At 75.2% G+C, this 14989-nt stretch carries 8 protein-coding genes; 3 read left to right on the top strand and 5 right to left on the bottom strand.

What is annotated here, in order from left to right; all coding sequences use genetic code 11:
* Window positions 1-183 precede the first annotated feature (183 nt).
* From ACWCRA_RS08420 to ACWCRA_RS08410, 3 genes are all read left to right on the top strand, one after another.
* Entirely contained in the window at window positions 184-3249 is a 3066-nt protein-coding gene (locus ACWCRA_RS08420; RefSeq protein ID WP_451067089.1) for a non-ribosomal peptide synthetase, read from the top strand.
* Entirely contained in the window at window positions 3249-9020 is a 5772-nt protein-coding gene (locus tag ACWCRA_RS08415; protein WP_451067088.1) for an amino acid adenylation domain-containing protein, read from the top strand. Before ACWCRA_RS08420 ends, ACWCRA_RS08415 begins: the two co-directional genes overlap by 1 nt.
* 458 nt (window positions 9021-9478) lie before the next feature.
* Complete coding sequence (locus tag ACWCRA_RS08410) at window positions 9479-9682, top strand: cold-shock protein (protein WP_351559020.1); 204 nt, start codon at window positions 9479-9481, stop codon at window positions 9680-9682.
* 100 nt (window positions 9683-9782) lie between these two features.
* On the opposite strand, the gene ACWCRA_RS08405 is transcribed toward ACWCRA_RS08410, so the two are convergent.
* The 5 genes from ACWCRA_RS08405 to ACWCRA_RS08385 form a co-directional block, all read right to left on the bottom strand.
* Window positions 9783-10445 carry a class I SAM-dependent methyltransferase gene (locus ACWCRA_RS08405; RefSeq protein WP_451067087.1) on the bottom strand — a complete coding sequence of 221 codons (663 nt, stop codon included), beginning with the start codon at window positions 10443-10445 and terminating at the stop codon, window positions 9783-9785.
* A 38-nt stretch (window positions 10446-10483) separates the two neighbouring features.
* Window positions 10484-11602 carry a type III polyketide synthase gene (locus ACWCRA_RS08400; protein ID WP_451067086.1) on the bottom strand — a complete coding sequence of 373 codons (1119 nt, stop codon included), beginning with the start codon at window positions 11600-11602 and terminating at the stop codon, window positions 10484-10486.
* 347 nt (window positions 11603-11949) lie between these two features.
* Window positions 11950-12090: a hypothetical protein gene (locus tag ACWCRA_RS08395; protein ID WP_351559024.1), complete on the bottom strand. Its 141-nt coding sequence runs from the start codon at window positions 12088-12090 to the stop codon at window positions 11950-11952.
* Between the two features lie 311 nt (window positions 12091-12401).
* Entirely contained in the window at window positions 12402-13373 is a 972-nt protein-coding gene (locus tag ACWCRA_RS08390; RefSeq protein ID WP_351559026.1) for an alpha/beta fold hydrolase, read from the bottom strand.
* Between the two features lie 82 nt (window positions 13374-13455).
* Window positions 13456-14718, bottom strand: a complete 1263-nt coding sequence (locus ACWCRA_RS08385; protein ID WP_351559028.1) for a DUF6545 domain-containing protein — start codon at window positions 14716-14718, stop codon at window positions 13456-13458.
* Window positions 14719-14989 lie beyond the last annotated feature (271 nt).

Here is a 14989-nt window from a genome sequence, read left to right as displayed (position 1 = left end):
GCCGCCCGGCTCCGCTTCCCGCCCTCCCGCCGTCCTTCCGCCCTCCCGTGCTGCCCTTTTCCGCCCGCCTCACCCGTCTCACCCGTCTCACCCGTCTCACCCGCTTCACACGGTTCACCCGCTTCACCCGCACGGCCCCGCCACGCCCAGCCCGACCGACGCCGGACAGACTGAGGAACCCCTGTGACCACCATCCCCACCAGCCCTGCCCAGCAGGGCATCTGGGTCAACGAGCGGCTCGCCCCGCTCGGCTCCGTCCACCACATGCCGTTCGCCGCGCACTTCGAGGGGGCGGTGGACGAGGAAGCACTCGCCGCCGCCTGCGCCGATCTGGCCGCCCGTCACCCCGCGCTCTCCCTGATCGTGCGGGAGGACCAGGGCGTACCCGTGCTCACCCCCGGGCCCGCCCCGGAGCTGTCGGTACGCACGACGACCCCCGGGCGGCTCCCCGCCGAGCTGCTCCGGCTGAGCGCCGAACCGTTCGACCTCGCGGCCGGCCCGCCCGCCCGGTTCACCCTGCTGCGCACCGGCGAGACCCGCTCCACCCTGCTGGTCGTGGCGCACCACATCGCCTTCGACGGAACCTCCACCGATGTCCTCCTGAGCGATCTCGCGGCCTGCTGGGCCCACCGCACCGGCGCGGGCCCGGCGCCCGCGCCCCTCGCCCCGCCCGCCGCCCCGGAGCCGGACATCGACCCCCGGGCGCTCGCCGCGGCCGGCGCCCACTGGGCCGGCCGCCCGCTGCCCGCAGCCGAGGTGCGGCTCCCCGGACTCACCGGGCGCCCCGACGGCGTGGGCCCGGGCGCCGCCGTCGCCTTCGACCTGGACCCCCGCCTCCGTACCGAGCTGACCGACACCGCCGAGAAACTCGGCATCACCCTCTTCGAACTGCTCCTCGCCGCCCTGCACACCCTGCTCCTGCGGTACGGCAACGAGCGCCCGGCGGTCGCCGTCGACCTCGGCACCCGGGACCCCGGCGCCACCGACCGGATCGGTGTCCACGTCAACGAACTCCCGGTGGTCACCGCCCCCGAACCCGCCCTGCCCTTCGCCGAGTTCGCCCGGGAGGTCCGCGCCGGGCTGCGCGGCTGCTACCCGCACCGCCGGGTTCCGCTGGCGCGTGCCGTCTCCGGGCTGCGGCCCGGGGTGGCGCTCGCCCCGGTCTCGCTCACCTACCGCCGCCGTATCGCCCCGGTCGAGTTCGCGGGGCTGCGCACCACGATCGACTGGGTGCTCTTCCCCGGCACCGCGCGCGGCGCCCTGCGGGTGCACCTCGTGGACGGCCCGGACCGGCTCGGCGTCCTGCTCATGCACCGGACGGAGGCCCTGGCCCCCGAACGGGCCGAGCGCGTCGGCGCCCATCTGCGCCAGCTGCTCGCCGCGATCGCCGCCGCCCCCGGCACCCCGCTCGCCGACCTCCCTCTGCTGGACGAAGCGGAGTCGGCCCCGGTGCGCGGTCCGGAGCCCGCCGCCGACGCCGCGGGCGCCACCCTGCCCGCCCTGCTCGCCCGCGCCTTCGCCGCCCACCCCGACCGTGTCGCCGTCGTGGGCGGGGAGGACGCGTTCACCTACGGGCGGCTGGCCGGCGCGGCCGGCGGGCTGGCCCGCCGCCTCGCCGACGCCGGGGTGACTACCGGCACGGTGGTCGCCGTCTGCGCCGAGCGCTCACCGGAGATGCTGGCCGCCGTGCTCGCCGTCACCCTGGCCGGCGGGGTGTATCTGCCCGTCGACCCCGCCTATCCGGCGGAGCGCACCGCCTTCGTCCTCGCCGACGCGGGAGCGCCCGTCGTCCTGGCCCAGCGGCGCACCGCCGGGCGGGTCGCGGGGTTTGGCCGGACGCTGCTCCTGGACGGTCTGTTCGACACCGCTCCCGCCGCCCCCGCCGCGCTGCCCGCCGTGACCCCGGACGACCTCGCCTACCTCATCTACACCTCGGGCTCCACCGGCCGCCCCAAGGGCGTCGAGGTGCCCCACGGCGCGCTCGCCCATCTGCTGCTGGCCTTCCGCGATCAACTGGAGACCGGCCCCGGGGACAGCTGGCTCGCCGTCACCTCGCTCTCCTTCGACATCTCCGCCCTGGAGCTGCTGCTGCCGCTGATCACCGGCGGCCGGGTGGTCATCGCCGACGAGAACCAGGTCCGTGACGGCCGGGCGCTGACCGCGCTGATCGAACGGCACTCCGTCACCCGGCTCCAGGCGACACCGTCCGGCTGGCGGCTCATGCTGGACGCCGGGCTCACGGCCCCCGCCCTGACCGCGCTCAGCGGCGGCGAGGCGCTGCCGCTGCCCCTCGCCCGCCGGCTGCGCGAACGCGTCGGACGGCTCTGGAACGTCTACGGCCCCACCGAGACCACCATCTGGTCCACCGCCGCCGAAGTGCCCGCCGCACCCGGCGAGGTGAGCATCGGCCGGCCCATCGCCGGCACCACCGCGCGGGTCCTGGGCCCGGACGGCGGCCCCGTGCCGCACGGCGTCACCGGTGAGCTGGCGCTCGGCGGCGCGGGCCTGGCCCGTGGCTACCGGGGGCGCCCGCGGCTCACCGCCGAGCGGTTCGTCACCGACCCGGCCACCGGGGAGCGCCACTACCGCACCGGAGACCTCGCCCGGCTGCGCCCCGACGGCGGTCTCGACTGCCTGGGCCGGCTCGACGACCAGGTCAAGCTGCGCGGCCACCGGATCGAGCCGGGCGAGATCGAGGCCCGGCTCCAGGAGCACCCCGCCGTGGCCGCGGCGGCCGTCGCCGTACGCGGCTCCGCCGACGGGCCGGGCGGCCCGTTCCTCGCCGCCTACCCCGTCTGGCGCCCCGGCGCCCCCGTGCCCGGCACCGCCGAACTGCGGGCCTTCCTCGCCCTGACCCTGCCCGATGTGATGGTGCCCGGCGTCTTCCACGCCCTTCCCCGGCTCCCGCTGACACCCAACGGGAAGACCGACCGGCGGGCCCTGCCCGAACCGGACCGCGAGCAGCCGTCCGCCGCCGCCCCGAGCGCTCCCGATCCGGCCGACGAGCCCTGGGACGAGGTGACCACCGAGGTGGCGGCCATCTGGCGCGAGGTGCTGGGAGTGCCGGCCATCGGCCTCCACGACGATGTCTTCGACCTCGGAGCCCACTCGCTGACGATCACCCAGGTCGCGGCACGCATCCGGCGCCGCCTCGGCGCGGAGGTGCCGCTGGAGGTGTTCTACGAGGAGCCGACGGTGGCCGCCGTCGCGGACGCCGTCACCCTCGAACTGCTCGCCCAGGAGAGCTGATGGACCACGCCGCCCCTCTCGCCCCGGCCGCCCCGGAACCCGAACTGCCCCCGGTCCCGGCACCGCCCGCGCCCGCCGCCCGCCGGACCCGTACCGCGCTCACCGGCGAGCAGCGCGCGCTGCTCGCCCGCCGGCTGCGCGAGCGCACGGCCGCCGCCGGCCGGGCCCCGGCCATCGCCCCCCGGCCGGCCGGCACCCCCGTACCGCTCTCGCTCGCCCAGGAGCGCCTCTGGTTCGTCGAGCAGCTGACCCCCGGCACCGCCGCCTACGTCCTGCCCACCGCCGGGCGGCTGCTCGGCCCCCTGCGGCCCGAAGCGCTCGCCGAGGCTCTGCGGCTGGTCGCCGTCCGGCACTCGGCGCTGCGCACCGCCTTCCCCACCGACGGCACCGGCGCCCCGCGCGTCCGCACCGCCCCGGCGGACGACTTCACCGTCCCCTGGGAAGTGCGCGACCTGACCGGCCTGCCCGCCGGAGCGCGGGAGGCCGCCGCCCGCGCGATGGTCGAGGCCGAGGTCGCCCGGCCGTTCGACATCGCGGAGGGGCCGCTGCTGCGCGCCCTGCTGCTCCGTCTGGACACCGAGGACCACGTCCTGGCGATCTGCCAGCACCATCTGGTCGGTGACGGCTGGTCGGCCGCCGTCCTCCTCGACGAACTGCTCTCCGGCTACGAGGCCCTGGCGGCCGGGGACCCGCCCGCGCCCCCCGCCCTGCCGCTGAGCTACGGCGACTTCGCCCACTGGCAGCGGGAGCGCCAGGAGGACCCCCGGGCCGCCGCCGGTCTGCGGTACTGGCAGGGCGCGATGACCGGAGTGCCGCCACTGGAACTGCCCACCGACCGGCCCCGCCCCGCCCTGCCCGGACCCGGGGGCGCGACCCTCGACCTCCGGCTCGACCCAGCGGCGCACCAGGCCGCCCGCGCGCTCTCCCGCACCCGGGGCACCACCCTCTACATGACGCTGCTCGCCGCCTTCCAGGTGGTGCTGGGACGCTGGTCGGGACAGTCGGACTTCGCCGTCGGCACCCCCTTCGCGGGACGGCAGACGGAGGAGACCGAGGGGCTGATCGGACTCTTCAGCACGGTGCTGCCCCTGCGGGCCGACCTCGGACCGCCGGACGGCACGGAGGGAGCGCAGGCACCGGCCGCCCCCGACTTCGCCACCGTCCTCTCCCGGGTCCGCGCCGCCGCGCTCGGGGCCCAGCAGCACCAGGAGACACCGTTCGAGCGGCTCGTCGAGGCCCTCGACCTGCCGCGCGAGGTCGGCAGACCACCCCTCTTCCAGGTCTCCTTCGCGCTCCAGAACCACCGCGCCCAGAAGTTCCGCCCCCGCGGGCTGGAGTGGCGGACCTTCCCCTTCCAGGGCAGTGGCGTCCATCTCGACCTCGGTCTGTACTGCACCGAGACCGACGGCGGACTCGACGCCTTCCTCACCTACCGCACCGATCTGTGGGACGCCGCCACGATCGCCCGGCTCGCCGGACACTGGCAGCGCGTGCTCATCGCCGCCGCCGCCGACCCGCACGCGCCGGTCGACACCCTGGACCTGCTGACGCCCGAGGAGCGCCACCGCCTCCTGTACGAGTGGGGCGGCTCCGGCACCGCGCCGCCGGCGGCCCGCACCCTCGCCGAGGCGGTCGCCGGGCAGGTCGCCCGCACCCCCGGCGCGACCGCCCTGGCGCACCGGGGCGAGACGCTCTCGTACGCCGCGCTCGACCGGCGGGCCAACCGGCTCGCCCATCTGCTGCGGGACGCGGGGGCCGGGCCCGACGCACTCGTCGGAGTCTGCCTCGACCAGGGGCTCGACCAGGCCGTGGCGCTGCTCGCCGCGCTCAAGTCCGGCGCGGCGTACGTACCGCTCGACCCGGAACAGCCGCGCGAGCGCCTCGGCCACATGCTGGCCGACTCCGCGCCGGCCGTGCTGGTCACCACCGGTGCCCACCGCGCCCTGCTCAGCGGCTCGGACGCACCCGTCGTCCTGCTGGAGGAGGCGGGGGAGCGGCTCGCCGCCGCACCCGACACCCCGCCGGCCGGCGGCGCGGGCCCGGACCACCTGGCGTATGTGATCTACACATCGGGCTCCACCGGCACACCCAAGGGCGTGGCCGTCCAGCACCGCCAGGTGCTCACCTATCTGGCCGGGGTGCGGCAGCGGTTCGCCGAGGCGGGGCTGCCGGACGGCGCCCGGTACACCCTGCTCCAGTCGCTCGCCTTCGACTTCGGTCTGACCACCCTCTACCTCTCGCTCACCACCGGCGGCACCCTCCATCTGCTGCCCTCGCGCACCCCCGGCCCCGCGTTGGCGGACCACCTGGCCCGGGAGCGCATCGACTGCGTCAAGCTCACCCCCTCCCATCTGGCGGCGCTGAGCGCCGAGGTGGACGACCCGGCCGTGCTGCTGCCCCGCCGGCTGCTGATCCTCGGCGGGGAGGCGTCCGGCTGGGAGTGGAGCAGGCGGCTCGCCGCGACCGGCGCGCGCACCGGCTGCCGGGTGATCAACCACTACGGCCCGACCGAGGCCACCGTGGGCGCCACCACCCTGGTGATCGACCCGGACCTGCCCGCCGCCGGGCCCACCACACCGATCGGCCGCCCGCTGCCGGGCGCCAGGGTCTATCTGCTCGACGACCGGCTCGAACCGGTGCCCGCCGGGGTGCCGGGGGAGCTGTGGATCGGCGGCGACCGGCTGGCGCGCGGCTACCTGGGCCGGCCGGGGCTGACGGCCGAACGGTTCCGGCCCGACCCCTTCGCGGCCGCCTGTCCCGGAGACGGAACCGGAGACGGAACCGGAGCCGGGGCCGGAGCCGGGGCCGGGGCCGGAGACGGAACCGGAACCGGAACCGAGGCGGGAGCCGGGGCGCCCGGCACCCCGGGAGCGCCCGGCGCGGCCCGGATGTACCGCACCGGGGACCTCGCCCGCCACCGCGCCGACGGCACCATCGAGTTCCTCGGCCGCGGCGACCACCAGGTGAAGATCCGCGGCTACCGGGTCGAACTCGGCGAGGTGGAGGCCCACCTCGCCCGGCTGCCCGGCGTCGCCCAGGCCGTCGCCGCCGCGCGCGGCCCGGCCGGGGAACTCACCCTCGTCGGCTATCTGGTGCCCGCCGAGGACACCGCGCCGCCCGCCGTCGCCGAGCTGCGCCGCCTGCTCGCCGAGAAGCTGCCGGACTACCTCATACCCTCCCGTTTCGTCCTCCTTCCCGAACTGCCCCGGCAGGCACACGGCAAGGTCGACCGCCGCGCCCTGCCCGAGCCGGGCGCCGCCGGGCCCGGCGGCGCCGCCGAGTACACCGCACCGGGCACCCCGACCGAGGAGGCCGTCGCCGGCGTCTGGGCCGAACTGCTCGGACTGGAGCGCGTCGGCGCGCACGATGACTTCTTCGACCTCGGCGGCCACTCCCTGCTCGCCATGCGGATGGTGGCCACGCTGCGCCGCCTGCTCGGCGCACAGGCCCAAATCACCCTGATGGACGTCTTCCAGGAGCGGACCGTCGCCGCGCTGGCCGCCCTGGCGGACCGGTCCGAGGACGAGCGCGGCCCGCGCCGGCTGCTCCATGAGCTGACACCCCGGCAGCCGGCCGGCACCGTGAGGCTGTCGCTGGTCTGTCTGCCGTACGGCGGTGGCAGCGCCGTCGTCTACCAGCCGCTCGCCGACGCCCTCCCGGACGGTGTGGCGCTGCACGCCGTCGCCGTCCCCGGTCACGACCTCGGCATGTCCGAGGAGTCACTGCCGCTGGCGGAGGTCGCCCGCCGGTGCGCCGACGAGGTGCTGGCCGGGGTCCCGGGGCCGGTCGCGGTGTACGGGCACTGCGGGGTGGGCGCGGCACTCGCCGTCGAGCTGGCCCGGCGGCTGGCCGCGGCGGGACGCGAACCCGCCGCCGTCTATCTGGGCGGGATCTTCCCCTTCGCCCGGCCGACCGAGGGGCTGCTCGGACTGCTCTCCCGCTTCTCCGTGCTCGACCGGCGGCGCAGCGGCCGGCTCCATCTGAACTGGCTCCGCTCGATGGGCGCCGATCTGGAGGGCCTGGAGCCCGAACAGCTCACCACCATCGTCCACAATGTCCGCGAGGACTCACGGGCCGCCGAGGCGTACTTCACCGAGCGGCTGGCGCAGCCCGCCTCCGGGCTCGCGTCCCCGGTGATCTCGGTGATCGGCTCGGCGGACCCCGGCACCGAGTTCCACCGCGAGCGGTTCCGGGAGTGGGGCTTCCTCGGCTCCACCACCGCCGTGGCCGTGCTGGACGAGGGCGGTCACTACTTCCTGAAGCACCGGGCGGCGGAGCTGGCCGAGATCGTCACCGCCGTCCACCCGGCGGTCGCCGGCGGCGATCCGGCCGAACTGGCCCGCGAGCGGCGGCCCGAGCACGCGACCTGGTGGCTCGACGGCGTACACCGCGCGTCCGCCCCCACCGGCGAGCCGGCCGACGCCGTGCCGCGCACCCGGCGCGACACCCGGCGGTTCGTGGCGGTGGCCGCCTCCCAGCTGGTCTCGCAGACCGGCTCGGCGCTCACCGAGTTCGCGCTGCCGCTGTGGATCTACCTCTCGACGGGGTCGGTCGCCTGGTTCGGCCTCTTCGCCGTCCTCGGCATCGTGCCGGGACTGCTGGCCGCACCGGTGCTCGGCGGGCTCGTCGACCGGATCGACCGGCGGCGGGTGATGCTGGTCTCGACCGTCGTCTGCGGCAGTGCCGAGGCGGTGCTCGCCCTGCTGAACACCTTCGGGAGCCTGCGGCCGTGGCATGTCGGGGTGCTGATGGCGATCCTCTCCGTCTCGCTCACCGGGCAGCGGCTCGCCTTCCAGTCGGCGATTCCCCAGCTCGTGCCCAAGCGGTATCTGGGCCACGCCAACGGGATCGTCCAGGTCTCGGGCGGTATCGCCCAGGTGGTCGCCCCGCTGGCGGCGGTCGGCATGCTGGCCGTGATCGGTCTGAGCGGGGTCCTGCTGCTCGATGTGATCAGCTACGCGGTGGCGGCGACGGTCCTGACGGTCGTGCGCTTCCCCCGCACCCTGGCGGCCCGGCGGCGCGAGACCCTGCGCCAGGAGATCGTGGCGGGGTTCAGGCTGGTGGTCGGCCGGCGCGGATTCCGGGCGATGCTGGTCTTCTTCGCCGTGCTCAATCTCTTTCTGCCGGTGCTCTTCCAGCTCGTCTCGCCCCTGGTGCTGGGCTTCTCCAGCCTCGCCTCGGTGGCCACGGTGTCACTGGCCGGCGGCGCGGGGGCGCTCGCCGGTGGTCTCGCGATGGGTGTCTGGGGCGGGCCGCGCCGCCGGCGGATGCGCGGCATGCTGCTGGTGGTGCCGGTGCTGGGCCTCTTCTGCGTACTGACCGGTCTGCGCCCGGACCTGCTGGTGGTCGGCGCCGGGGTCTTCGGCATGTCGGCCTCGCTCTCGCTGCTCAACGGCATCTATCTGACAATCGTCCAGGTGAAGGTCCCGCAGCGGTTCCACGGCCGGGTGATGGCCCTGAACCAGATGGTCGCCTGGTCCACCCTGCCGGTCGGCTTTCTGCTGATCGCCCCGCTCGGCAGCCGGTTCCTGGAGCCGCTGATGGCTCCGGGCGGCGGTCTGGCCGACACCGTGGGCGCGGTGCTGGGGACCGGTGACGGCCGGGGCATCGGGCTGCTGTATCTGCTGCTCGGCGCCGCGATCCTGGTGCTCGGGGTGGTGTCGCTGCGGATGCGGGCCCTCGCCCGGTTCGACCGGGACGTCCCGGACGCCGAGGCGGACGACCTGGTCGGCCTGGCCGCGCTCGGCTCCGGCCGGACCGCACGGGAGTGACCGCGCCCGCGCGCCGTCCCGCGCGCCGCCCCGTGCGGCCCGCCGGCGACTGACGACAACGCGGCGAGGCGCGGTGCCGGGGCTCGCGAGCCCGGCACGATCCGAAAGAGACGACCCAGGCGGCCGGCGGAGGGGGCGGAGATCTCTTCGGGCCCTGGTGGTGTACGGCACCAGGGCCCGTCCGGCGTGCCCGTCCAACCGGCCCCGGAGCCATCGATGGGCGGTTTTCGGCCAGTTCTGCCGATGGGTGGCTTGGTTCTCCGTATCGCGGTAGGTGTCCAGCCTCGTACCTTCCGTTAGGTGCGCAGCTCAGAACAGTCCCCCGGACCGTTCCGAGCGGCGCGCCGTAACGAGTGCCTCGTGGAAACCCGCCTCACGGCGGGAACATGCGGCCGACAACCTCGCGCGGCGCGCACCCCCCAAGGGGTGCGGCCGGCGCACCGAGCAGGAGACAGCACATGGCAACTGGCACCGTGAAGTGGTTCAACTCGGAGAAGGGGTTCGGCTTCATTGAGCAGGACGGCGGAGGCCCGGACGTCTTCGCGCACTACAGCAACATCGCCACCCAGGGCTACCGTGAGCTGACCGAGGGCCAGAAGGTCACGTTCGAGGTCACGCAGGGTCAGAAGGGCCCGCAGGCGGAGAACATCGTTCCCTCCTGACGCGGCACCACCCCGCGTACCGGCGGGAGACGTCGCACGGCCCGCCGCCCGCCGGAGCCCCGGGCTCCGGCGGGCGGCGCGGTCGCGGCGGAGCCGGCGGTCACGGACCGGCCGTGGCGACCACGGCATAGCGTTCGTCGTCGACCGGACGGCCCCACAGGGCGGCCTCGCCGCTCAGGGGTTCGACGCGCAGCCCGGTGACGAGCGGGCGCACGGCGGCGGCCAGGTCGTCCGCGCCGATGCCGCCGGCCCAGGGCAGGGCCTTCGCCCCCGCCGCGTACGGCGTCGCGCGCTGGTCGCCGGACTCGCGCCAGCGGCCCTCCACGAGGACCAGGGTGCCGCCGGGGCGCAGCCGGGCGGTCCACTCCCGAAGAGCGCTCTGGGGGTCGGGGAGCGTCCACATCAGGTGCCGGGCGAGCAGGACATCGAACCGCCGGCCGCCGGTGGGCGGATCGGCGGCGTCACCGACCAGGAAATCCGCCCGCAGACCGGCCGCCGCCAGCTTCGCCCGGGCGCGCTCCACCATCCGCGGCGAGAGGTCCACACCGGTCACCCGGTGCCCGGCCCCGGCCGGCAGCCGTGACAGCGAACCGGTGCCACAGCCCGCGTCGAGGACATCGGCCGGCCCCGGCGGCAGCCAGGAGGCGAGACGCCCCGCCCAGGCGGCGTGGGTCCCCGGGGCCCACAGGCCGTGGTCCGGCTCCTCGTCGAAGCGGGCCGCCGCGGCGTCCCAGTACGCGGTGATGGCAGTGGTGTCCGTCATCCGCCGATCGTCTCAGCCGGGACTGACAGTGCCCCCGGTCACCGGCCCGGCGCAGCCGCCGACGCCGCGTCGTTCCACGCCCCCGCGATGATCTCCGTGGTGAATCCCGGCCCGAACGCGACAATGAGCCCGGGCGATCCGTGCTCGGGAGAGCCGTTGTCGTGATGGCGCCGCAGCACGTCGAGGACGGAGACACTCGATGTGTTGCCCAGCTCGGCCATGCTCGCGCGGCTGTGCCGCAGGGTCCCGGGAGGGAGCGACAGCCCCTGCTCGACCCCGTCCATGATCAGGGGGCCGCCGGTGTGGGAGACACAGAAGCCCAGGGAGCTGGGCTTGCAGCCGAACTCGGCCAGGAAGGACTCGATCTCGGGAATCACCTTCGGCACCGTGCCGCGGACCCGTGGATCGGTTCTGAAGTGGAATCCCCGCTCGCTGGTGCGTCCCGCTATCACGGACTGCGACGCGGGGAGGAGGTGCTGCCGGGAGCCCCATATGTGGAACCCCGTCGCCGAGGGGGTCGCACGGCGCAGCACGGCGGCCGCCGCGCCGTCGCCGAAGATCCCGTTGGAGATGAAGTCGCTGAGGGTGTGCTCACCCGGCTGGAACGACAGCGAGCTCAGCTCCGCGGCGACCACCAGCACCGTGGCGTCCGGGTAGGCCCGGACGAAGTGGAACGCCTCGGCCAGCGCGGAGACGCCCGCCGCGCAGCCGAGCTGCTGGATCGGGGTGCGGCGCGTCGTCGGGCGGCAGCCGATCTCCTGGGCGATGTACGCGTCCGGACCGGGCAGCGCGTACCCCGTGCAGGAGACGAACACGAAGTAGTCGATCTCCGTCGCGGCGACGCCCGCGGTGTCGAGCGCCCGTCGGGCGGCCTCCGAGCCGAGCCGGACGACCTCCTCGGTGTAGGAGTCGTTCCGGACGCCGAAGGGGCGCGCGGAGAGCGTCTCCCGGAGCCCGGCCACCATGTTCCGGGTCTCCACCGTCGTGCTGCGCATCAGATCGAGCCCGCGCTCGACGTGGGGGACGCCGGCGAACAGTTCGCCGAGCGCGGTGACGATCTCGTCCTGGGTCACCACGTGCTCGGGCACGACGACGGCGGGGCGGCTGATCGCGACGGACGGGGTCGTCGCGGGCCCCAGGGGGAGTCTCGTGGACACGGTGCTGTTCCTTCCATGAGTGCGATGCGATGGGCGCGGAGCCGCCCCCGGCGACGGGCCGGGGCGCGCGAGGGCGGGGCGGCACCCGTGGTGCCGCCCCGCCGCCACGGGGACGGGTCCGCTCGTCCGCACCGGGCACGCGCGGTCGGGGCACGCGCGGCACGGAGCGGTCGGGGCACGCGGCGCCGGGGGAGGAGCCGGGGGTGCCGGGGAGGGGCGGGGTGCCCGGAGGGGGTCGGAGCGCGCGCGGGCCGGGGCCGCGTCGGAGCGGCGCCCGGCGAACCGCCGCGGGAGCGGTTCGGTTCAGGAGCGCGCGGGTCCGGCGTCCTCGGGTGTTCGCCTCCGGATCACCGCACGGTACGGGCGGCGCGGTGGTGGTGCCGCTCCCGGCCGGTGTGCGGAGCGCGGGCGGTGGGCACGGGGACGGCCGCCGGCGGCGGTGTCCGTTCCTCGGTGCGGCCGGGGCGGGGCCGGCGTGTGTCGCTCAACTCAGTTTCCTCGCTGTGGGGGGCGGGCCCATGTGGGGTGGGCCCGGACATGCGTCCGAGTGCGGTCCCATCACCTCATGCGTGGTCATGGGCCTGTCAAGCCATGTCAGGAAGCATGCGGGCCGCATAGTGTCGCGACAAGATCGACTTTCGGACGCGGGCCCCCGCGACTCCGCCCTGTCGGGCGGGGGAGCGGCCGGTGAATGGCTGATTCTGATGGGTGTCCGGAGTCCGGGCCGGGCCGGATCGGCCGCCGCCGGGGCGGCCGATCCGGGCGGGTGCGGTCCCGGCGGGTCAGCGGTGCCGCACCGTCACCCCGTGTGCTCCGGAAGCGAGTTGAGCCAGTCGATCAGCAGCTCATTGACCTCATCCGGCTTCTCCTGCGGCATCCAGTGTCCGCACTCCTCCAGGATGTGGGTGCGGGCACCGGGCAGCGTCCGCGGGAAGGCGCGGATCGCCGCCTCCATCCACCGGGTCGGAGCGTCCTGGTCCCCGCCTATGTACAGCGCGGGCCGGCGGACCGGCAGACCCGCCCAGGCCCCGGTGAGGGACCAGTCGCTGTCCATGCACCGGTACCGGTTCAGGGCCGGGGTCACCGCGCCGTCCCCCATTTCGGCCAGACAGCGGTCCAGTACCTCGTCGGTGAGCCACCCCGGGGTCGCGGCGGGGAACGCGTCGCGCATCCGCCGGCCCTCGGGGACCAGGAAGACGCCCATGTCGCCCGTCCCGGCGGACAGCGCGGAGTAGAAGCCGCGCAGCCAGGCGCGGGTGTCCTCCTCGATCTCCGCCTCGGCCGGGCCCGGCCGCCGGAAGTAGCTCATGTAGAACTCGGTCCCCTCCGGCGCCAGTGACGCGAAGGCCACCGAGGGGATGTGCTCGTCGCGCGGGGCGTAGGGCACGCTCATCAGCCCGACGGCACGCACCAGGTCCGGACGGAACAGGGCGGTGTGCGCGGCGGTGGCCGACCCCCAGTCGTGGCCGACGACCACCGCGGGCTCCGTGCCGCCGAGCGCGCCGATGACGCCCACGACATCCGACACCAGGTGCAGGATGCCGTATTCCTCCCGCGCCTCGGGCCTGAACGAGCGGCCATGTCCCCGGACATCGATCGCGGCGACCCGGTACCCGGCCGCCGCGAGCGCCGGAATCTGGTGGCGCCAGGAGTACCAGGACTCGGGGAAGCCGTGGACCAGGACGACCAGGGGTCCTTCGCCGTGCTCGACGACATGGATGCGCCCGCCGGGGACATCGACGAACTGACTCGTGTAGGCAGAGTGGCTCAAGGCGACTGCTCCTTGGCTGGATGGGAGGGAAGGGTGGGAACAAGCGGCCCCGGAGGGACCGGCGGCGCGGCCGGCTGCGCGCTCAGGCGCCGGGTGCCACCAGGGCGTGACGGGCCGACCTGACCGCGGCGGACCGGCTGAGTGTGACGGACAGCCGGGCGAGGTCGGGAAGTTCGTTGTACGGATGGGAGTCGGAGGTGGCCATGTACCGCCCCGCCCGGATCACCGCCCGGCGGGCCGCCGTGTCCGCCTCCTCCTCCGCGTCGAGCGCTCCGCGCGCCGTCGCCTCGGCCAGGGCCCGGGCGCGGGCCTCGTGGTGGAGCGATGCGGTGTCGGCGGCGACCGCCACCATCGCGGCCATGGCCTCCAGTTCGGAGTGGGGTCCGTGGTCCGCGGCCCGTGCCCGTACGGCCTCCCGGACCGAGGGGTCCATGAACGGCCGCAGACAGAGCATCGCGTCGTGGATCGCCACCTCGCGCTGTGTCATGCGCAGTTCGGGCGCGAGACCCGCCAGCGGGGCCGGAGTCGGCGCCTTCTCGGCGCGCGGGACCACGGTGCGGTAGAGAGGGGCCATCCGGCGCCAGCGCCGGTAGGCCGAGGCGGAGGAGCGCAGCCGCGGTCCCACGAAAGGGAGGATGAAGCCGGTGGCGACCATCAGCGTGGCCAGCAGGGCCAGCGCCGGGGCCACATCGGTGCTGAGGGTGTCCCAGTCCCCGCCGGCCCAGCGCGCGATCACGGCACACCCCTTGACCACGTCGTACCCGAGGTCGAGCCCGTATCCGACGACCAGCAGGCGCAGCCCGAGCCGCAGCAGCCCGTCGACGGCCCCGGCCCAGCGCAGACAGAGGACGACCATCACGGTCGAGGCGAATCCGTGCGCGAGCAGATACAGCACGATCATCTCGCGGATGTACGGGGTGTTGGCGTAGTAGGTGTCGAAGTCGTACAGCCGCTCCACCGGGGTGTCGCCCGCGATGAAGAGGCCGATGATGGCCACCGTGATCGCGCTGTAGAGGATCAGACAGCGGCGCGGGGTCAGCGCCGACCCGCCCGGCGGTACGTTCCGCCAGACGAGGATGAGCACCACACTCACCGCGGAGAACGCGGTCAGCACGCTGTAGACCAGCGGTGCCGAGACATTGGTGACACCCGTCCAGCGGTTGAAGAACGCGATGTTGCCGGGGGCGGCCAGGACGAGCACGAGGGCGCCGGTGAGCAGCAGCGCGCACACGGAGGCGAGCAGCCGCCACTCGCTGCTCCGCCGGGCCCGTATCAGTGCGGGGACCTTCAGCAGGCCCGCGAGGACCAGCAGGGATGCGCCGAGGAAGAAGGGCAGGTTGGTCATGGGCGCCTGCCGGCAGGGCTGCGATCGGGGTGCATCGGTGGTCTCCAGGGAGTGGGTGCGGGCAGCGCCGGTCCGGTTCTCTGTCCGGGGCACGGCGGCGGCGGTGGTCGCCGGCCGGTACGGGGAGGTGTCCGCCCGGTGGGGCGGGGGGTGTTGTCAGCCGAGCGCGGGGCGGGCGGGCGGCCCCGGATCGGCGGTGGAGAGGGCTCCGGTGCCGGGAGGGCGGCCGGAGATCTCCTGTGGCGAGTACCCCTCTGTGCGGCACTGCCCC

It is taken from the genome of Streptomyces sp. NPDC001889 (genome assembly GCF_053594535.1).
This window is presented reverse-complemented; position numbering and strand designations above follow the sequence as displayed.

Coding starts and splice junctions, on each gene's coding strand:
- ACWCRA_RS08415 (WP_451067088.1), top strand. CDS start 3,249: ATGGACCACGCCGCCCCTCTCGCCCCGGCCGCCCCGGAACCCGAACTG.
- ACWCRA_RS08410 (WP_351559020.1), top strand. CDS start 9,479: ATGGCAACTGGCACCGTGAAGTGGTTCAACTCGGAGAAGGGGTTCGGC.
- ACWCRA_RS08405 (WP_451067087.1), bottom strand. CDS start 10,445: ATGACGGACACCACTGCCATCACCGCGTACTGGGACGCCGCGGCGGCC.
- ACWCRA_RS08385 (WP_351559028.1), bottom strand. CDS start 14,718: ATGACCAACCTGCCCTTCTTCCTCGGCGCATCCCTGCTGGTCCTCGCG.